Annotated in this window: 16 protein-coding genes; all 16 read right to left on the reverse strand. The window is 51.3% G+C overall.

Annotated features, from left to right (window positions below):
* Positions 1-10: 10 nt before the first annotated feature.
* Positions 11-709, reverse strand: a complete 699-nt coding sequence (locus Q1A54_RS10450; protein WP_299987441.1) for a LamG-like jellyroll fold domain-containing protein — start codon at positions 707-709, stop codon at positions 11-13.
* Between the two features lie 40 nt (positions 710-749).
* Entirely contained in the window at positions 750-1,490 is a 741-nt protein-coding gene (locus Q1A54_RS10455) for a rhamnogalacturonan acetylesterase (RefSeq protein ID WP_299987444.1), read from the reverse strand.
* A gap of 126 nt (positions 1,491-1,616) precedes the next feature.
* A complete protein-coding gene (locus Q1A54_RS10460; RefSeq protein ID WP_299987446.1) occupies positions 1,617-2,027 on the reverse strand; it encodes a VOC family protein in 411 nt (136 codons plus the stop codon).
* Positions 2,028-2,048: 21 nt separating this feature from the next.
* Entirely contained in the window at positions 2,049-3,290 is a 1,242-nt protein-coding gene (locus Q1A54_RS10465) for an alpha/beta hydrolase family protein (RefSeq protein ID WP_299987449.1), read from the reverse strand.
* A 37-nt stretch (positions 3,291-3,327) separates the two neighbouring features.
* Positions 3,328-5,811, reverse strand: coding sequence for a glycoside hydrolase family 95 protein (locus tag Q1A54_RS10470; RefSeq protein WP_299987452.1), 2,484 nt, complete (start codon positions 5,809-5,811; stop codon positions 3,328-3,330).
* Between the two features lie 77 nt (positions 5,812-5,888).
* Complete coding sequence (locus Q1A54_RS10475; RefSeq protein ID WP_299987455.1) at positions 5,889-6,707, reverse strand: rhamnogalacturonan acetylesterase; 819 nt, start codon at positions 6,705-6,707, stop codon at positions 5,889-5,891.
* Between the two features lie 106 nt (positions 6,708-6,813).
* A complete protein-coding gene (locus tag Q1A54_RS10480; protein ID WP_299987458.1) occupies positions 6,814-8,559 on the reverse strand; it encodes a glycoside hydrolase family 28 protein in 1,746 nt (581 codons plus the stop codon).
* A gap of 10 nt (positions 8,560-8,569) precedes the next feature.
* A complete protein-coding gene (locus Q1A54_RS10485; protein ID WP_299987461.1) occupies positions 8,570-10,276 on the reverse strand; it encodes a glycoside hydrolase 43 family protein in 1,707 nt (568 codons plus the stop codon).
* A gap of 27 nt (positions 10,277-10,303) precedes the next feature.
* The gene (locus Q1A54_RS10490; RefSeq protein ID WP_299987464.1) at positions 10,304-11,290 is read right to left on the reverse strand and encodes a pectinesterase family protein; all 987 of its coding nucleotides are present in this window, start codon (positions 11,288-11,290) and stop codon (positions 10,304-10,306) included.
* Positions 11,291-11,315: 25 nt separating this feature from the next.
* Entirely contained in the window at positions 11,316-12,545 is a 1,230-nt protein-coding gene (locus tag Q1A54_RS10495; RefSeq protein WP_299987467.1) for a glycoside hydrolase family 88 protein, read from the reverse strand.
* A 47-nt stretch (positions 12,546-12,592) separates the two neighbouring features.
* Positions 12,593-13,561: a pectinesterase family protein gene (locus Q1A54_RS10500; RefSeq protein WP_299987470.1), complete on the reverse strand. Its 969-nt coding sequence runs from the start codon at positions 13,559-13,561 to the stop codon at positions 12,593-12,595.
* A gap of 3 nt (positions 13,562-13,564) precedes the next feature.
* Entirely contained in the window at positions 13,565-14,998 is a 1,434-nt protein-coding gene (locus Q1A54_RS10505) for a pectate lyase (RefSeq protein ID WP_299987473.1), read from the reverse strand.
* A gap of 64 nt (positions 14,999-15,062) precedes the next feature.
* Positions 15,063-16,340: a DUF4861 domain-containing protein gene (locus tag Q1A54_RS10510; protein WP_299987476.1), complete on the reverse strand. Its 1,278-nt coding sequence runs from the start codon at positions 16,338-16,340 to the stop codon at positions 15,063-15,065.
* Positions 16,341-16,357: 17 nt separating this feature from the next.
* Positions 16,358-17,848 (reverse strand): pectate lyase, encoded by a 1,491-nt coding sequence (locus Q1A54_RS10515; RefSeq protein WP_299987479.1) that lies wholly within the window; start codon positions 17,846-17,848, stop codon positions 16,358-16,360.
* Positions 17,849-17,907: 59 nt separating this feature from the next.
* Positions 17,908-19,506 (reverse strand): DUF5123 domain-containing protein, encoded by a 1,599-nt coding sequence (locus tag Q1A54_RS10520; RefSeq protein ID WP_299987482.1) that lies wholly within the window; start codon positions 19,504-19,506, stop codon positions 17,908-17,910.
* 35 nt (positions 19,507-19,541) lie between these two features.
* The gene (locus tag Q1A54_RS10525) at positions 19,542-21,353 is read right to left on the reverse strand and encodes a RagB/SusD family nutrient uptake outer membrane protein (RefSeq protein ID WP_299987485.1); all 1,812 of its coding nucleotides are present in this window, start codon (positions 21,351-21,353) and stop codon (positions 19,542-19,544) included.
* Positions 21,354-21,365 lie beyond the last annotated feature (12 nt).

Genomic DNA, 21,365 nt, shown 5'->3' on the forward strand with positions numbered 1-21,365 from the left:
AGGTGATAAATTACTTTGTGCTGAAACGTACAGTTTTGATCGCACCCTTGAACCAGGAGCGCTTATCCATGCGGGTGCCAATGGAAGTGCTGGCAGAAGGACTTATGGGCAGGTAAGTAATCTCTCCCGACACCTCTTCAAATCCATTTACAAAGCCTTTCATCTGACCCTTGCTGTAATGTAGTTTGATGGTTGCCCATTCATTAACCGGATGGGTCTTGGTAGAGTCGATCAGGGTAAGGGCTGCGTTTTCGGTCCGCATGAAGAAGTCGGCATACCACTGTTGCCGGTTATTGAGCCGAAGCTCGATCAAAATTCTCCGATCCGGGTTAGCAGGGTCCTGTATGTGCAGAAAGCGCTGCTCCACGTTTTCAGGATAGCCAGCAAAGGGCTTAAACTCCACCTCTATTTCAAACTCCTCTGCTCCGGCAATCGGGTTAGAGTTAATCAGCAACCCATCGTCTATACCATCAAATGCAATCGCCAGTCCATGCTCCCCTGCATTGATTACCTCTGGGCTCCCCCACACAGTCGGCTGATGCCCCGCAATCGACGTCAGAGAATTCACTTGCCATACCTTTACATCAGACTGCGATGCCTGTGTACTGAGACTGAAACAGCTTATACCTGACAGGCAAGTGATGCCGAGCATCACACCTGCTACAGCGCATTTCCACCGCGGCCGCGGCTGTTTATCTTTCTCTCTCATACCTATACCTGGCAGCATTTAGATCTGAAGTATCAGCCAACTACTTCTTTACGATTCTATCTGCCAGCTCCAACTGCTGGGATTTTACTTCAGCCAGCACCAGCTGCGCCATCTTCCGGGCCCCCAGTTCACTGAAATGGGTGTTATCATCTTTGCCATCGGGATAATTTGGGTGTTCGCCGGCTTCTAGTTGCAGAAACAGGTGCTTTGAGGTCTCTACGCCGAACTGCTGCAGCAGCTCCTGACTTTTCTTGTCCAGATCGATAAGAGGCACTTTGTGCTTCTTCGCTACCTCCCGTACAATGGCCGAATAGGTGTCATGCGTTCCGACGATCTTACCAGCTTCGTCGAACTGGCGACGGGCTGCTGGCGTGATCAGCACAGGTATAGCTTTCTTCTTTCTGGTTTCATGTACGAACCGTGCCAGGTTAGCGCGGTATTGGACCTGCGGGGTGTAGCTTTTTTTGGTCTCCACTTCGTCGTTGTGCCCAAACTGGATAAACACATAGTCGCCAGCCTGCAGGTTTTCGGCTACAGGTTGCCACAGGCCTTCTTCTATAAAAGTGCGGGTGCTGCGGCCGTTTTTTGCCCGGTTGTCCACTGTCACGCTCGAATCGAAGAAATGCACAAATGGCATTCCCCAACCCGTCTCCGGATAGGCTTTCGTTTCTTTGATGGAGATGGTGGAGTCACCGATCAGGTATACCTTGATGGGCTGCTTCTGTTGGGCAGGAAGCAATGCCATTAGTAATGTAGTCGCCAACAATAGGAATATTTTCATACGATCACACTAAATTATTTTAACATCTGTTACTTTAAAATCAGGGCCTTCCCAAGGGTGGGTGCTGTAGCTGTTATAGGATGAATGCAACAGTACTGATGCCCTGAAGAGCCTAAATTCTAACGCCTATACCTTCGACGAACGTTCTGTCTCAGCCAGCATTGGTACTCCCCTTTTACAAAGCTGTAGGGCCAGGCCCCAAGGATCGCGCAGCATCACCAGATGCGAACCATCTTCCAGGTGCTGTTCGGAGGCAAGTGTGGCTCCAGCTGCCATCAGTCGGTTTTTATCTGCTGTCGGATCTTCAGAAACAAAGGCCAGGTGCACCAGCAGCGGGTTCATTTCCCGGTAAGCCGGCACTTCGTCAGCCGGGTTGAGGTATATCTCCACCATAACCCTCCCGCTGTCATCGGCCAGAAAGGTCATAAAAGGCGCCTGCTCCATCTGCCGCACAATTGTCATACCCAGGTACTCTACATACCAGGCCGCCATGGCTACCGGGTCTTCTACATTCAGCGCAAAGTGCTCTAATTTCATAAAGGTATTCTCTCTTCGTACTTATTTCAGCCACTTCTCCAGCCACTCAAAAGCATCGTTCTGCATGGCGATGGTCATGGAGTGCGGCACGTCGTAATAGCTAGCCTTGAATTTATCTGCAGCCTTCATTTTGCTGTAGATGCCGGTCAGTTTTGTTTCTGCAGCTTTCATACCAACTGGGTTGAATAGCTTGTCCTGCTGACAGTTCTGCACCAACAGCGGACGGGGTGCATTCAGCGAAGCCACATCGGGCAAGTCCAGGTATTGGTACTGCCTCGGCACATATATCATCCAGGTATGGCGCACATGCTCCTGCAGCATGTGCTCGTAGGTAGTCGAAAAGGCCGCCACTACACCTGTCTTAATCCTGGCATCGAGACCAAAAAGGTACGTGCTACGCAATCCGCCCAGCGACAAGCCGATGCAGCCAATCCGTTCCGGGTCTACCTCCGGGCGCGACAACAGGTAGTCAATCGCTACTCTGTCGCTGTGCACGATCATGCCGAGCCAGGTGGTTCCGGCTGTCAGGATGGTCTTGTTCATTGGTATCTCCTGTTCACCGGCAAACTTGTTATAAGCTTTGATGTTCTCGCTCTCGTCTTCCGTGACTTTGTCATAATAGGACTTCGTGTTTCTATCGCTTACCAGTTCCGGGTCCAGCTTCTGCGAGCCAAAATATGGCGCGTCCGGCGAGAGCACCACAAAGCCTCTTTTGGCCAGTTCGTCGGCATAAGCTCTGCCTTCGTACAGGTTCTGAATATACGCTACCAGCACCTCCGGCTGATCATCAGTGATACTGTGTTTTTCTTTCCCGAAAAAGTAAAAGCCGCCATGATCGTGTAAGGCAATGATGGCCGGAGCAGGTTTGGTCAGATTATCAGGTATAAGCAGAAAGGCTTTTGTCTGCTGGCCTGAGCTTACGTTGTAGCGCACCAGGTGCTGGGTATAGCCATCGCGCTTGGTGGTACTAAGAACTTCACTCTGCAATGGTACAGGGTCCGGGTTGTAAGCCAGCAACTCCTGCAGTTTTCCCTTCGCTTCCTTCCGCCACTTTTCTGTATTGCGGTGCTTACTGTTCAGGTATGAGAGGCTGCTGTTATTTTTAGCAGCATGAGATTGGAGCAGCGGATAAAAGTTACCCACATCTGACTTCTGTGCATCGGCAGTGGCAGCTACCAACAGCAGCCATACACATAAGTATACCTTCGCTATTAGTTGCCATCTCTTGCTCAACATCTGGTTGATTACCTTCACAATGTACACGTAAGCAGGTATAAGCGTCCCTGACAGGGGCTATATCTTAGTTTAATTTCAGCAAATAAGTTTTTCCTTTTTCAGTAGCCAGGTCAAGCTCCAGCACACCGGCTATACTTCCCTCATGCAGCTGTGCTTTATCTGACACCAATGGCTCTTTGATAGCTGCTCTCTGGTAAAAGAAGTTTGGATTTTCACCAGTCGCTTCTTTCAGGTTACCCTTACCAGCTAATTGCAAGAGTTCGCTTGTTCTGATACGGCAGTTGCCACCGAGTTTGGAATGGATTTTTACTGTTTTCACTTTTCCTGCCTCCCAAGCCATGTCTATCACAAAACCGCCTCTTGCTACCAGTCCTTTTACCTCACCGTTTTGCCACACATCGGGCAGGGCCGGAAGCACATGCAGCGCTCCATCATGACTTTGAAGCAACATTTCAGCTATACCTGCCGTGCAACCAAAATTACCGTCAATCTGGAAAGGTGGGTGTGCGTCGAACAGGTTCGGGTAAGTGCCTCCACTCTCTCCTTTGCCTTCCAGTCCGGCAGGTGTCAGTTGGTCCTGTATCAGTTTATAGGCACGGTTGCCATCCAGCAGCCTTGCCCACAGGTTCACTTTCCAACCCATTGACCAGCCTGTAGATTTGTCACCCCGGTAAACAAGCGAGTTTTTGGCAGCTTCAAACAAATGAGGATGGCTATAAGGCGAAACCTGATTGCTCGGGAATAAGCCATAAAGATGGGAAACGTGTCGGTGTTTATCATCTTTCCGATCTAAGTCCTGCAACCACTCCTGCAATTGGTTATGCTGCCCTATCTGCATAGGAGGCAACCTGTCTTTCATGGTGCGTAGTGAGTCGGCAAAAGCCAGATCAGTATGCAGCACTTCGGAAGCTCTAATCACATTGCTGAAAAGATCGAAGATAAGCTGGTTATCCATGGTGGTTCCGGCGGCAATAGACACTCCGCTCTGATGTTTGTTCTCCGGCGACATAGACGGACTTACCACCAACCATTTGTTCGTTGGTTCCTCTTGCAACACATCGGCGTAGAACATGGCTGCACCTTTGAGCACCGGGTATACCTCTTTCAAAAAAGCCTGATTGCCGGTATACAGATAACGCTGCCACAGATGCTGCGTCAGCCAGGCTCCTCCCATAGGCCACAGACCATAAAAAGCACCATCAATAGGGCCGGTCATCCGCCAGATGTCCGTGTTATGATGCATCATCCAGCCGCGGGCCCCATACATTTTGGCAGCACTTTCTTTACCGGCCTGCGAGAGGTCTTTCAACATGCCAAACAGGGGTTCGTGCATTTCTGAAAGATTGGTTACCTCAGAAGGCCAATAATTCATTTCAGTGTTGATATTGACAGTATACTTGCTATCCCAGGACGGTGCGATTTTGTCGTTCCAGATGCCCTGCAGATTAGCGGGCTGCGTACCTGGCTGTGAGCTGGAAATAAGCAGGTAGCGTCCAAACTGAAAATACAGTGCCGCTAAATGCGGGTCGTTCGAACTAGCAAAAGCAGCCAGGCGTTTGTCCGTTGATTTCTGCATAGCTGCTGTCGTGCCCAGGTTCAGAGAAGCACGGTCGAAGTAGTTTCTGTAGAAGGCAATATGCGCTGCCTTTGCTTTCTTATACCTCTTCTTAACGGCACTGGCCAGTAAACTTGCTGCTTTTGCCTCGCTATTGCCACTCAGGTCTTTGTAGTTTTTAAAGTTTGTACCGATGGAGATATAAATCGTGGCGGCATTGGCTCCGCTAACCCGTACGCCTTCCGCTGTGCTGGATATCTTGCCTCCCTCCGCTGCAGGTTTAACACGCGTCTCAAATTTAACTTTCCCTTTTTTGTTGTCTGCATCACCCGAAACACCGCTTAGAAAAAGCTGGTTATCCTGTGTTCTTACCATGTAACTTTTGTGTGGACTATCGGCTGTGAGTGTAAAGTTTATACTTTTAGGCTTATCTGCTGTAAGCCGCACGATCACAACATCATCCGTGAATGATGAAAATACATCCCGCTTGAACGTGACGCCGTTTACTTTGTAAGAGACGGAGGCAACAGCCTGCTGAATATCCAGGTCGCGGTAATAGTCTGTGGCTTGCTCGTGGCCCGGAAAGGAAATAAACAGATTCCCGACTGGCTGATAAGGCATACCATAATTGTTATCGGCGGCAGGTTGGCGGGGAATCTTTTCATAAGCCAGATCATGCGCTTCCTTATGCCTCCCTGCCATAATAAGTGCTCTGATTTCGGGCAATGCGCTATGTAGAGCAGGCAACACATTATTACCCGGTTCACCGGCCCAAACTGTCTCTTCATTTAGCTGCAACTGTTCCTGTGCCGGCTGGCCAAAAACCATGGCTCCTAATCGCCCGTTTCCAAGTGGCAGAGCTTCATTCCAGTTGTTGGCAGGCTGTTTATACCAAAGCTTGTGGTACATACTGGCTTCGTTTTGGGCCGAAGCGCTACTTACACCAAACCAAAGTGAGATTACAAGCCATAAGAAGTGTCGTCTGATGTTCATATCATCCAATAGGGTTATAGGTCAATGATTCCATGCTCTCCACGGGTATAATAGCCCGGAGCCGTAACTCAGTTGCGTTACTTCTTCGCTGCAGCGTCTCCTTTCAAACTCTTCATCCCGTTAAACACAAGCTGTGCAACCGCTGTAGCACCCTCACCTTTAAAATGCGTGTTATCCTTCTGCCCGTCAGGGTATGCTACATATTCACCGGGCGCCAGGTGCATGAAATAATGCTTTGTTACATAATCCTGACCTTTGGCAGTGAAGTGGTCAATGGAAAGCTGCGTCAGATCGATTAGCTGCACGTTCAGTTCCTTAGCAACATCTTTTACTGCCTGTGGGTACTCGCCGTGCACATTGCTTAACTGGCCATCTTTCCAAGGGTAGTTGCGGTTCACCGGTGTAATCAGAATCGGAATCGCTTTCTTTTGGCGGGTCTGGTTCACGTACAGGCGCAGGTATTCTTTGTAGGCTGTTACATTGGTGTAGCGCTCCGGCTTGTTCTCGGCAGCATCGTTGTGCCCAAACTGAATCATGACCAGATCATCTTTCTGCAGCGAGCGAACAACCGCCGACCAGCGGCCTTCTTCAAAGAAAGTACGTGTGCTGCGTCCGCCTCTTGCTCTGTCATCTACCACCACACTGTCTGCCTTAATCAGGTGCCGGAGTTTGGCAAGACTGTCAGGCCGCATGAAAGGTTGAAACATCTGCCCCCAGCCGGCCACCGGGTAGCGCTTGAGCATATAGTCTTCCTCTTCATAATCGCCTGTATAGTCAGCCACGGTGGAGTCGCCGATCAGGTATACCGTCACTGTTTTCTTCTTGAAAGGAATAAAGGCCATCAGCGCCAGGCACAGTGCCAACACTGCTAATGTGCTTCCTGTTTTTCTATTCATCTTTTTCTTCTTTTGAATGATGTGCTATAGCCAGAGCGTTTGAGAATGATAAAAAAGCATGGCTTAAAAGAAACCATGCTTAGTAATTTTCAAATGAAAGTCTTTGCTACTCCAGATTGAGCGCAGTGCTGTTTAGGTCTTTGCCTTTCGAAACCTGATTGGCAGCGTCCTTAAAGTCTTTTTTATCAAGTTTTACATTGCTTGTCTTCGGGCCCAGCACCTTTACCACAGGCTCTTTGCTCGCGCTGTAGGTAAACCCGGTGATATCAATGTTCTTGCTGTTGAAAATGGTTAATGCTGGTCCTTGTTCTGCTTCTACCTTCACATTTTTGAGCACAATGCCGTCAGAATCTACCGCCGTTATCCCTTTCTTGGCTTTCAGTACGGCATTTTCAATGTTCACATTTTGCAGGTTCATCTCCGGCAGTCCTTGCAGCGCCAGCGCCTCGTCAGCTCCTGCCACGCGTATATTTTTCATGTAGATGTTCTTGAACGATGGTGTCTTTTCTGTCACCGGCTCCAGCTTTTCTTCCTTCTTAGCCCCGCCTTGCTCGGCATCCATGGTAGGTGAGTTACCGCCATAGAATAGATTAAAACTGATGGCCTGTGTGGGGATGTTTATCATGTCGATGTTGGAGATCCAGATGTTTTCCACCACACCGCCACGGCCGCGTGTGCTTTTGAAGCGTAGTCCGATGTCGGTGCCAATGAACGTACAGTTAGACACGTGTACGTTTTTTACGCCGCCAGACATTTCGCTACCTACCACAAAGCCACCGTGGCCATGGTAAACCACGTTGTTTTTCACGATCACATTTTCGGTGGGCATACCGCGATCGCGTCCGTCTTTGTCTTTACCGGATTTGATGCAAATGGCGTCATCACCTACGTCGAAGGTGTTGTTATACACCACGGCGTTCTTGCATGACTCCAAGTCCAGACCGTCGCCGTTCTGCGAGTACCATGGGTTGCGCACCGTCAGGTTGCGGATGGTCACATCTTCGCACATAAGTGGGTGCAGGTTCCAGGCAGGTGAGTTCTGGAAGGTAGGTCCGTCCAGCATCACTTTCTTACTGTTCACAATGCTCAGGAGCACCGGGCGCATGAAGTCTTTTATCGGCTCAAATTGTTCTTTCTCCGTCAGATCAAGTGGCACGTTGAAATTGCCGGTTGTAGCCCCGTTCTTTGAGCTTTGAGAAGGATACCAGATCTTGCCATCGTCGCTCAGCACACCACCGGAATTCACCAGGTTCTTCCACTGCGCGTCGGTCATTTTGCCTTTCTTCACCGGGCGCCAAGCATCGCCATTTCCGTCAAAAACGCCTTTACCGGTAATAGCCACATTCTCCAGACCATATCCTGAGATCGGTGACTGGCAGCGGAAAGTATTGAGTCCTTCGAAGCTGGTCTTCACAAGCGGATAGTCGTCGAAATCTTTGCTGAACAAAATCAGTGCACCGTCCTCTGCATGCAGGTTGATGTTACTTTTCATCACAATCGGGCCCGTGTACCACATACCACGTGGTATCACTACCGTGCCGCCACCTTTGGCGGACACATCGGCAATGGCTCTTTCAAAGGCTTGTGTATTTTTAGTGAGGCCATCGCTTACAGCCCCAAAATCAGTGATGCTGACACGGTAGCTGCCGAACGTTGGCTCCTGCACACGCGGCATATCGAACTCGATGCCTTCGTATACCCAATCGGTGTTGGCAGTGCTGGCTGCTGCTACAGGAGCAGTGGCATTGGCTGTAGCTGTAGCGGCTGGCTGTTGCTGGCAACCGAACTGCAGGGTGCCGGCTATACCTGCCAACAGGAACAAGCGATTTTTTAAGAACTTCTTCGTAATCATATCTTAAGCGTTAATCTCTTATTGAAATTTTAGTCGTATTTGGGGTGATTCGGAACCAGTCTACATCAGCAAAGCCGGAGTCGTTTGTTTTGCCGGGGCGGGTCGCGAACAAGCCTACTTTGGCTCCTATCCAGCGGCCGGGTACAGCCGTGAAAGGAGCGCCCACATTTTTAAAAGCACTGCCGTCTTCACTATAGCTGAATTGGCACGTTGCGTCTTTGCCCACGTTCACCCGAAAATAAACCTCACTGCCATTCAATTTGCCCAACACCTCCTCTTTCTCCGGTGTGCCTTTATCGGATTTAATAGCCGTGTTGTAAGTCAGGTATAGCCCGTCCGGTTTGCTCAGCAGTGATACATAGGCGTAGTTCTCGCCCATTACGATCAGGCCGGTGCGCTCGTCCTGCAGCTTTGGGTTTGGCGTGAATTTGAGTTTGGTAGTAGTCGTGAAGGTCTCTGCCGGGAACTTCTGCAGCAAAAGGTTCGGCACATCCCAGTAGTTCTTGAAATCTTCAGGAAGCTGCTCCGTGAACAGGCGCAGCTGTCCTTTGGTGCCGGTTGGGAAGGCCCAGGTTGATTTTGGGTTGGCATGCCACTGCCACTGCAGTCCTAAGCTATGGCCATCGAATTCGTCAGACTCAGGAGGTGTGGCCACCGGGTATACCTTGCCTACGTTTGGCTTCTGGTAGGTCAGCACAGGCTCACCTTTTCCGTCGCCGTCTTTGTCTATACCTATCACCGGCCAATCATTCACCCACTTTATCGGGTTCAGGTGCACCACACGGCCATAGGCTTCTATGTCCTGAAAGTGAATAAACCAGTCTTCGCCTGTCGTGGTCTCTACCCAGGCACCCTGGTGCGGACCATTGATCGGCGTAGTGCCTTGGTCCATCACGATCTTTTCTTCATAAGGACCATATACATTCTTCGAGCGCAGTACTAGCTGCCAGCCAGTAGACACGCCACCGGCCGGTGCAAAAATGTAATAGTAGCCGTTGCGCTTATAAAACTTCGGCCCTTCCACGGTCGGATGCGCGTCATGCCCATCAAATATCATCATACCCTCGTCCAGCACTTCCGTGCCATCCGGCTTCAGTTTGTTAATGGTGAGAATACTTTTTATACCTGCCCGGCTACCTGCCCAGCCATGTACCAGATAGGCTTTGCCATCTTCGTCCCAAAGCGGACAAGGGTCAATCAGACCTTTGCCTTCCTTCACCAGCACCGGCTTCTCCCATTGTCCGGCGGGATCTTTGGTCTTCACCATGTAAATACCGAAATCCGGATCGCCCCAGTAGATGAAAAACTCACCGTTATGGTGCCGGATAGCAGGCGCCCATACCCCGTTACCATGCTGTGGCTTTGAGAAATGATCGTAAGGCGTATTGCGGTCGAGTGCATAGCCGATGATGCTCCAGTTCACCAGGTCATTGGAGTGCAGAATCTGCAAACCAGGTATAGCATTGAAGCTCGAAGAGGTCATGTAATAATCTGAACCCACCTGCACCACATCTGGGTCGGAGTAGTCGGCGTACAGAATGGGATTCTTATACCTGCCATCGCCTAGATCAGACACCCATACCTCTGAAATGGCACTTGGTGTTTGCTGTATTGTCTCTGCAGTTGCGTTTGTACTTTCTTTCTGCGCCAGGCCTGAACAGGAACTGAGCAGTACGGAAAAACAAACGGCAGCATAAAGTACAGGTTTCTTAGTCATAGCGAAGGGGTTTAATGTTGCAAAGGTTTATTTACTGGCCGCGACGTAAGGTTGTCCCGGTATCCAGCCATTGAATATTTTTTCTAAGGTATAGTCATCGAGTTGTCTTTTCTTGAGCTGATGAGCCCATTTCACTCGTTTTCCGGCTTTGGCACCCGGCCCTTTGGAATTGTACTCGGCATAAAATGCTGTCTGCTCTGCCTCAGGTTTGCTCCAGTTGTGCCAGCCCTCCGGCTTGATGTGCGACCCCATGTAACTGTTGATGAATACCGTTTTGGCATGCGGCCTCCAGGGGCGGCCCAGGTAGTAAGAGCCTTTCGGGGCGTCGCCGGTGAGGCGACAGTTTAGGAAAACAAAACCATACGGTGCTCCCTCCACTGTTGAGGCAGCGGTCACATAGCTGCCCCCTTTCTTACTGTAGATTTCGCAGTTGTCGAACACAGCCGTTGACCAGCCAAAGATAAAGTCGGTAGTGCCTTCGATGTAACAATTCTTGTAATACTGGCGGCTCTTCTCGCCATGCGGGTATAGCGTGTCCTGGTTACCCAGAAAGCGGCAGTTGGTAAACATCACCCGGTCGCCGTCGATGCGCACCGCCACCGCCTGCCCTACCGGGCCAGCGGAGTTCTCAAAGGTGATGTTCTCGGCTGAAAAGTCGTCCCCGAACACAAAAAAACTGGTAGAGCCTGTCGTGCCCATCTCCTCGCCAAAACGGTTCTTTTTAGAGGCGTAGTCGTCATAGGTCAGGATGGTATGCTGCACATCCTCTCCTACCAGTTTCACCATGGTTTTAGAGGTAGGGAGCACCAGTTTTTCTTTGTACACCCCGTTTTTAATGAAGATCGTCGTGGTGTTCTTGCGGAAATCCGGTACGGCATGGACAGCTTCCTGAACCGACCTGAAATCACCGCTGCCGTCTTGGGCAACGACAAAATCATAGGCAGAAGTCTGTGCCTTTGCCAGCGCAAATTGAAAGAGTAAAGTGATCAGTAACAGGTAAGTTTTCAATGTCATGCTTGCTTTATGCATTTGCTATACCTTATCGTGCAGCAGCCGCGCTTTTCAGTTCTTCAAATTCAATGGAGGCCATGATGAACGGACCTACCGCCTTGGGGTCGTTATCGCGTTTCGGCTCGGAGATGTAGTACTCGTAGGTGCCTTCGCGGTAAGGTTTGCCACCCAGCCCGGCCACAGCGCAAACTTCTGTGATGCTGATGCCGCCGTCTGCATCCTGACGGATGAAGTTATCCAGTATACCCTGATAGCCCTTGGTAGCCGCCTGCATGTAGCGCTGGTCGAGGTAGCCCTTCTTGCTGGCTTTTACCAGAAAGTAAGTGAACATGCTCGAAGCCGAAGATTCCAGGTAATTGCCCTCACGACCGCCCTGATCCACTACCTGCCACCAAAGGCCGGTTTTGGGATCCTGATACTGCACAATAGCCTTTGCCAGCTTTTGGGTGATCTGCAGAATCTCGGCACGTTTCGGGTGGTCCTGCGGAAAGTGGTCCAGCACATCGACCAGTGACATAGCAAACCAGCCCATGGCGCGGCCCCATACCTCCGGCGAACGGCCAGTCTGTGGATCTGCCCACTGCTGCTCGCGGCTCTCGTCCCAACCGTGGTGGTAGAGACCCTTTTCCGGATTCCAGGTATACTTGTCAACTAAAATGATCTGCTTGGCCACATCATCAAACAAAGCGGGCTCGTTATATTTGGCGGCATACTCTGCCAAAAAAGGCGAAGCCATATACAGGCCGTCGAGCCACATCTGGTGCGGGTATACTTTCTTGTGCCAGAAGCCGCCTTCACTCGTGCGCGGGTGCGTGCGCATCTGGTCGCGCAGGTTGTCAAATGCTATTTTATACCTTTCGTCGCCCGTTTCCTCGTAAAGCTTGATCAGGAACTTGCCCGGGTTCACACGGTCAATGTTATAATCCAGTTTCTTGTAAGTGCGGATAGTGCCGTCTGCCGTGATCATGGTGTCGGCGAAGGTCTTGATGTAGTTGAGGTATTTCTCGTCGCCGGTCTTCTTCCATACCCGCTCGAGGGCGCTGGCAAACAGACCCTGGGTATAGTCCCACTTCGGCTTCGGCTGAAAATCGATCATCCAGCCCTCCGGACTGCGCTTCATCTCTGAGTCGGCCATCTGCACGAACCATGGTTTAGCGTCCTCCTGTGTCACAGACTGTTGCTGTTGCGCCGTGTCGCTTGTTTTGCAGGCGGTAGTCAGGAGTATCAGGGCGGCTATTGTATAGCGTATCAGTTTCATAAGTTTGTTGTATTGCGTAGGCTTTTCAGCTTCCTTGTTCTTTCTAATTATTTTGTGCTTGCGGCGCTTGCCTTCTTCAGCGTGGGCTTCCAGTTGTCTTTGCCAGCCAATATTGTTTCCACGGTATAGCGTTTGGCTTCTTTATCCGTCAATTGTTTTGCCCATGCCACTCGTTTCTCAGGCATAGCACCGAGTCCAGAGGAGTTGTACTCAGCATAAAAAGCCGTCTGCTCCGCCTCCGGTTTGTTCCAGTTGTGCCAGCCTTCCGGACGAATGTGCTGCCCGAGCTTTGTATTCAGAAAAACTGTCTGCGCAAAAGGCCTCCACGGGCGACCTAGGTATACCTTGAGTTTGTCGTCAGCTGCAGTCACCGTGCAGTTTAGAAAGACAAATCCGAATGGCTGCCCTTCGGGTGTAGAAGCCGCTGTGATGTAAGAGTTCTTCTTGCACTGGATGGTGCAGCGCTCAAACACCGAGGTGGCCGGCCCGAAAATAAAGTCAGTCGTACCCTCGATGTAACAATCCACGAAGTATTGCCGGCTGCCGCCCACGCCCACATAGAGCGTGTCCTGGTCGCCGACAATGCGGCAGTTCCGGAACACCGCCCGGTCGGCCTCCACGTGCAGCGCCACGGCTTGGCCTACCGGTCCGGCAGTGTTCTCGAAGGTAATGTTTTCGGCCCTGAAGCCATTGCCCTGCACCAGCACGGTATAGGAGGTAAAGGTATTGATATCGCCTTTGCCCGAATAATCGTCCCAGGCAATGATTGTTTTATGTTTGTCTTCCCCAATCAGGTGGATGTCTGTTTTCCAGGAAGGAATCACTACCTTTTCCCGGTAAGTGCCGTTCTTCACAAACACTTCCACACCCCCAACTGGGAAGGCAGGTATAGCATCGATCGCCTCTTGCACACTGGTATAGTCGCCGCTGCCGTCCTGGGCCACCACCAGCTTTTTGTGCTGTGCCTGTGCCGCCCAGAGGCTAAGTGAAAGTAGTATGGTCAGGAAGTATTTCATTTACTACAATTCGGTTGTCGGTTTTACTAAACTGTTCAGGTATACCTCCAAGTTGGTGTACTGCTTGTCTAAGGAATAGCCAGCCGCATCAGCCGGGTCATTCGGGTTCAGGTTGTGCTGCAATTCCCAGGCATCTGGCATGCCGTCTTGGTCCTTGTCTTCGGGTGCAGGCGCTGACTTCAGTTCCGGCCATCCACCTACATCCTGCTGTGAATCGATGATACCGTTTTTCTTGCTGCCGCTGGTTGGTTTACCGGAGCGCACATCAGCTACCACCCGGACATCCACCGCGTCTCGCTTATGACTGGCTCCGGCATGGGCCAGCACCAGTTCGTAGGCCTGTGCGGCGCTTTGTTCTTTGATGGCTGCCACCTCAAAAGGATTAACCGCTCGGGCAGAATCCGGGTGATTAGCCTGCACACCGCCTGCCCAGTTGTTTTTGGTGATGGCCGGGTATCCCTCTACATGGTTTCCATTTACATAAAATTTCCCGTATGGCTGCGAAGGGTTTACGATGCGATCTTCTTTGGAAGAGTTCGTAGCCGGGCCTGCCTTGTAGTAATTGTTCACCATGTTATAGCGGCCTTTCTCCCCTCCGTATGAACTGTTGTGCACCCAGTTGAAGATGACGTTGTTTCGGAAATCCACCAGTTCTTCCGGGCTGTTCGGCGTGGATTTGGAGCCGGAGAAACGCGGTGTGCGGCTGCTGTGGTTAGCGATCAGGTTGTGGTGAAAGCTGGCGCGCTCTCCTCCCCAGATGCCACCATAACCATGGTCTCCCTTGGCATGCACCGATCTATTCAGGCTCTCTGAAACAATGCTCCACTGCAGTGTGAAGTTCTTGTTGCGGTAAAAAGAAGCGCACTCGTCTGTGGCCCAGCTCATGGAGCAATGGTCAATGATGATGTTGCTTCGGCCTTTGTTGCCACTTAAAGCGTCTTCCTGCTGCTCTGTCACGTCTCCCAACCGGAAACGCAGGTAGCGCAGAATCACATTATCGGCCTTAATGCTCACTGGATAGTTGCGGATGGTGATACCATCGCCCGGAGCCGACTGGCCAGCAATGGTTACATCGCCATTGTTGATGTCAAGTGGCTCTTTGAGCGCTATCGTACCTGACACGGCAAATACAATTATGCGTGGGCCTTTTTTCTGGATGGCCTTGCGCAAACTGCCTTCCCCACTGTCTTCTAAATTGGTCACGTACACGACCTGTCCGCCACGGCCTCCGGTCGTGTATTTGCCAAAGCCCTCCGCCCCCGGAAAAGCCAGTGGCTTTGTGTCAGCAGGTATAGCCGGACTTGTGGATGCTGTTACTGTATCTCCGGAAGACCCGACAGGTATACCTGTCGGGTGCGATGCGCACCCGGCCAGGCATACTACCAATAGCGCCACGCTATTTGATATCAGTTTCTTTAGGTCGTTTCGGGTTATCATGCTGTTAATTTCTATGCTTCAGGTATAAGTGTTCTTTTCAGGGCTATACCTTATTTGTCTTTCTTTAAAACTTTACCTGCACCGGATTTGCCAGCTCACGAGCTGTTCTGTCCAGGTACTGCAGGAAAGCGGCTTCATCTTTTATACCTTCCGGCTCCAACTCCCAGGCAGCCAGGTAGTAGTACTCGAGCTTGTTGCCGTTTGGCTTTAGCTTCACCACATGGCTGTGCTCATCTGTGGTAAATTCCATAAAATCCTGCGGACGGAAAAGCACGGCTATACCCAAGTTGTCGCCTTCGCCGTTCAGACTCTGCTTGCCATATGTGGCGATATAGCCCCATTCGCCGCTGCCGCCATTTTTAGTGTGCAGCTTAGCTCGTTTGTCTTTGATCAGACCGGTGGCCAGATTCTGCGGCTCGTCACCCGCTATACCTACCTGGTGGTGCGTCAGCCGTGTGCCGGCGTGTATGTTGATGTTGGAATTAATATTGAGCTCCATGTCGGCAATTTTCCAGCCGTAGTAGTTTGTTCGGATGGACGAGTAAACCGGCCCGTTTTCAGTGATCACGCTGATCATGCTGTCGGTTTCGGCCATGCGGTTAGCGGCCCCATTTTGGAAGTGTGCCAGTGTGCCCACCCCCAGCGACTTGGCTACTTTCAACACATCCATGCCCCAGTCCTGCAGTTCGTGGTACGAGTCATAACCATCCTGCCCTGCTTTGTGCAGCACCATGTCATGGGTGGTTTTGCCAAACACATCGGTGCCATTGCGCCAGTCCAGGTAAAAGCGGTAGCCGACTTTGTCAGACTCCCAGCCCGGACCCTCGTAGCGGATGTAGTAAGAGTGGTCGGTCACTTCGTCCGGCACCCGCAGCGAATCCACGTTCTGGAACGTGCCCCCAATGTACTTGCGGTCTTTGAACGCACCGCCCACTTTGTGGGATAGCTCAGCCTGCGTACGCTTGGTATAGTTGCGGCTGGCCTCTCCGTTCTCTTTGTAGCGCACTGTCAGGGTACGGCTCGCTTTTGGGGCCATCTTATCAAGCACCAGGTATACGCCCGGCTTATCGCCGTCTTTGTGGTTGTACTGGCTTGCTATTTCTGTCTTGCCATCGAGCACAACAAATGCTTTTGGATTAAATGCCGGATACTTCTTCTGCAGCTCCTGCGCATTCAGGTATACCGGAGCGCTTTCACGCTCCTGGCTCATCGGGTTGGTCACTTTTACAGTGAAGGACTTTGGGTATTCTTTGCGCAGATCCTGCGCCGAAAGGTTCATGCTCAACAGGGCCGCTGCTACGAGCAGAGCTCCCTTCTTCCATACCTTATTCTTGTATTTCATCTTCTTTGCTATCGTCTTTATTTCACCTGCTCTTTTATGATATCGCTCACCAGGCTGTTGATGTACACTTCGATATCGTCGTAGGCAGTGCTTAGATTTCTTTTATCCTGCGGCTTACCCGGATCCAGTTTGTGGGCAATTTCCCAGTCGTCAGGTATTCCGTCACCGTCTGTGTCTTTCGGGGCAGGCTTTGATTTCAGCTCCGGCCAACCGCCCACATCCTCCTGCGAGTCGATGATGCCTTTGGTGCTGCCGTTAGAACCCGGCGCCGTGAATGAGTTGTTGCGCACATTGTCGATCACCCGTTGGTCCACTGCGTCGCGTACCAGCGATGCACCACCATAGGTCAGCACTCTTTCATAAGCAACCTCAGCCGTATGCGTGGTCACATTGTTGTTGATCGGATGCGGAGATTCCAGGCGCATAACGGCCTTGTCGGCGGCAGAAACGGTGCCGTAGCTGCCATGAAACTGGTTGAATACCCCATAGGTCCAGTTGTCGTTCGTGGCGCGGGCACTTCCCTCCACCACATTGCCGTCGATGTAGAACTTGCCCCAAATATCGTATACCTCCGTGCCGGGTATCTTATTTTTATCAATAGAGAAAATGCGTTCTTTTTTGGTGGTGACAGGCCCTGGCTTGTAGTAGTTGTTTACAATGTTGATGTTCATGCCCTCGCCGCCATAGGCGCTGTTGTTTCCCCAGTTAAAGGTCACATTGTTGCGCATGTCCACCAGGTCGGTCAGGGCAAAGGCTTTGCCGGCTTCCTCACCGAAGCGTGGGTTGCGGCTGTCGTGGTGAGCCAGCAGGTTGTGGTGAAACGAAGCGTTTTTGCCGCCCCATATACCACCGTAACCATGTGCTCCTTTTGCGTGGGCTGAGTTGCGCAGACTCTCCGAAATAATGCACCACTGCAGCGTAAAATTCTCGTTGGCGTAAAAAGACACACACTCGTCAGTCGACCAGCTCATGGAGCAGTGGTCGATGATGATGTTCTTGCGAAATCGTCCTTCCAGCGCGTCGGCTTCCTGTCCGGCCGTGTCTCCCATCCTAAAGCGCATGAAGCGGATGATCACATTATCGGCATTCACCACCACCGGGTAGTTGCGAATCGTAATACCGTCGCCTGGGGCTGTTTGTCCGGCAATGGTCAGATCGCCGTTGCTGATGGTCAGCCTGGAGTTCAGAGCGATTGTACCGGATACTTCAAACACGATGATCCTCGCACCCGGCGTAGCAACTGCGGCCCGCAGACTGCCTGTACCCGAGTCATTCAGATTCGTCACTTTGATCACCTTGCCACCTCGTCCACCTGTCGCATCTTTCCCGAAACCTTCCGCTCCCGGAAAGGCTAGCGCTTGCTCCACCACAGGCACAGGTCCCTCGGCCGTAGGCTCTTCCACCTTTGGCTCGGGCTCGGGCTTGCTTTTGCAGGCCGCAAACGACAAGGAAAGCCCTAAGGCAGTCAGGCATACCCACAATCCTGTTTTGGAAGCACTTCGAGACATGGCAGGCTAGTGTTAAAGTTGGTGTGGCCTATTACAGGCCACACCTGTTTTGTTATTCATTATCTCCAGCGTGGGTCACCGGCATTGTTACGGCCCTGGAAGCTATTGTCGATCAGGGTAAAATCTCCGTTTCTCGGGTTTCTGAACAGATCGAAGGTAGAACCGCTGTAGGTTGACACTCCTGGTATTTCGTTTGAATTCACCACCAGGTCAGACGTTACGTGGGTGCTGCCTGACTCTATCAGGGTATTACTGCCGGCCCTTATACCTGACACAGCCCTGTTGCCTCCCGCACTCTTCCCGATTCCGAAAATGGAGTTGTTCACTTTTATACCTCCTGTTACATCATTTGAACCATAGTCGATCAGGTAGCGACCGCCTTCCGGCACTTCGCTGAAGGTGCTGTGCTCTATCAGGATAGATCTTGAAGGCGCCTTGCTGGTCATGAAGCGCTCTATCTTGTAGAAAGTACTGTTCTTAAAGACGATGTCTTTCACATCAACACCCGCATTATCTATCGTCAGCAAGGCATAGTTAGACAAACTGTCTACCACACTGTTCAGAATCTGGAACTTGTCTACTGTTGTGCCAGCACTCGTCAGGCGCACCAGGCCTCTAAAGATCTCGGCATGGCAAGACTCAAATTTGATCTTACCAATTGTGAAAGGCTTGTTCACGTTCATCACGTAGCGGCTTGAGTAGTTGTCGCTGCGCATGGCCACACTCTTAAATACCACCGAATCAATCTGGCTACCTTCCACAAAGTTGAAGTTGCTGGTGAAGTAGATCTCGGCCAGTTCCGGGTTGAAGCTGTTGGCACTCATAATAGTAACCGATCGGTCCAGGTTAGTAGTAGACGAGATCGTATAGCGTGTACCCCGCTTCAACAGCACCGTGCTGCCCGACGGTATCTGTGGCAGTGTGTCCTGCAGCACAGATGGGCGGTTTGTAATACCCGTCAGGTCAATCACCTCGCCTGCAAATGAAGCGGCTTTTGTAGTAAAGTTGCGTGTGCCTTTAGAAGAGTTGTTTCGGAAGATCTCAGCCGTATACGCCGTACTCGGACGGAGCCCCTCTATCAGGATCTGCCGCGCCTGTACATCAGCCTCTATGAGTGGCACTTCAATCGGGTTGCCGGCAGGTGCCGTCGGTGTTAGCACAATTCGGGTTAGCCCCGGTGACTCACGCCATTTCAGGATCACAGCATTCTCAATCACATCCGAATCGAACATGGCCTCAAAGATCTGCTCTCCTCTGATTCTGAACCGGTTACTCACTACCGGCTTGGACTCAGGTCTTTCCCCAAGCGCATTTGACCGAATGCGGGCATAGTAATCGACTCTGGCATCCAGCTGATCATCGTTGAAAACCACACCCGAAGTATCTGTTTGCACCGTGAGTAAAACTGGCGTTGCAAAGAGTGTATCCGCGGCCACTTCCACGGTATAGGTCACGCCGCTGCTGGCTGTCGTGTACAGCGATGGGTTCCAGGTCAGTTTCACTTGTTTCTCCCCGCTTACGGACTGTATCGCACCTGCCGGTGTGAACATGCGCATCGGTTCAAGTGAGTCCACTTCCTTTTTACAGGCCACAGTCACAAGCCCCAGCATCAGTACAGGAACTAGCGTACCGGATATTTTCTTTAAATATTCTTTCATCTCTTGATAGCTTAATTTCTTGATCTGATTAAAAATTAATATCCGTAGTCCTGCGTGAGCCTGAAGTTCTGGTTAAGCACACCAGAGTAGATCGGGAACAACTCAGACTGTCCTGGCTTGAAAGCAACCGCAAATTCCTGTGGATAGGTCTCGCTCAGTGCGGCACGCCAGTTCTTGCGGGTATAGCCCTCAGGAGTAGAGGTTGGCGCTGGGGTATACATCGCTTCTGATACAGAGCCTCCAAACAGATCCAGACCTGCCATCTCCTGGGCTACAGTTGGGCTGTTGCGGAATGGTGTCAGCTTCACGTACACGTAGTTCGGCACATTGGCATACTTGCCTGTCCCGTTTCGGAATTCCACCAGTTTAGCGCGTGTCTGATTGATCACGCTCTCCAGCTGGTTCCAGCGAATCAGGTCATACTTGCGGATACCCTCCCCACCGAATTCCAAGAAGCGCTCTTGCACCACCGCCTGGAAAAAGCCCTGCTGGTCGGTTGGCGTCACACCCATTCTGTCTTCATTTCCGGCAAAGGCTCTTCTTCTTACCGCTTCATAAGCAGCCACAGCTTCACCGCTCGGTGCCCCATTCAGTTCGTTATCGGCCTCAGCAAACATCAGCAGCACATCAGCATAGCGCAGGATCGGCCAGTTGATGCCCAGGGTCTGGTTCGTGCCGGTTATACCTGTCCAGTACTTTCTGAATTTACCGTCACGCATTAGTGTGGAGGTAGACAGGTCGATTTGATCATCTTTGTTGATGGAAAAATAGGCAATCGTAACATCCCTTCTGGTGTCCCCTACCGGGTCGAATTCATAGAAGTATGTCGGGATAGCCTCCAGCTGACCGTTTGCCTGACCGTAGCTGGAACTGGCGTCTATGCGGAGACCATTTGAATAACCCAGTTTACTATCTGTTCTGGCATTTCCACCATAAGCACCTGCCTCAAAAATACGCTCCCCTGTTGGGTCCATGGAGCTGGTGTGCAAACCGCGGAAGATGTTCTCGTAACTTGGGTTCAGACCATGCTGGCCGCTTTGTATAATGTCCCGGGTTTCGTCACGAGCAATTTGATAATAGTCTTTGTAATCAGCCCGGCGCTCCATGGCACGGCTATCTCTTCTGAGTGAGTAGCCGCCACGGGCCAGGGCCAGTCGTGCGCGCAAGCCTTTCACGGCACCCTTTGTTACACGGGTACTTGGGTCACCAGACTCTGAGCGCCACGGCACCAGCTCTGCAGCCAGTTTCAGGTCGTCCAGCAAACGGTCATAGATCTCATCGCGGTCAGTCTTTGGTAGGTTGAGGTCCGGAATATCAGCAGAAGGCTCAAATTGTGCCGGCACGTCACCCCAGTTGCGGATCAGCTCGTGGTAGAAAACAGCACGAAGCGTGAGTGCCTCACCGTGTAGCTTCCGCATGGCAGCCTGCTCGGCTGCTGTACCGTTGGTATACAGGTTAGAGGCAGGTATATACTTAATGGCAATATTGGCTCTTTCTATACCTGAGTAGAGCTCCAGAAAGGGTCTGAAGAGCTCCGTGTTATCCGGATGCACCCCGAAGCCACTGATGCCTCTTCGATCAAGCGGGTTGTAGGCACCGCCCACCCGGAAGTCATCGGAAGCATTGGGGTATAGGGTAGAGATGCGGCTGCCATAGGTGTTGTCGCCCATCAGCCTGTTGTAAATGCTGATAACGGCGGAATTAGTATAGGATACACTGGAAAACACGGCGTCCTGCGAAATAGTAGAAGGGTTCTCCACATCCAGATAACTTTCACAGGATGTAAATGTCAGGCTTCCCCCCATGGCAAGGAACAGAACAAGTGACTTTATATAAGACTTTTTCATCTTTGCTAATGC

Source organism: uncultured Pontibacter sp. (assembly GCF_947502515.1).
Classification (GTDB): domain Bacteria; phylum Bacteroidota; class Bacteroidia; order Cytophagales; family Hymenobacteraceae; genus Pontibacter.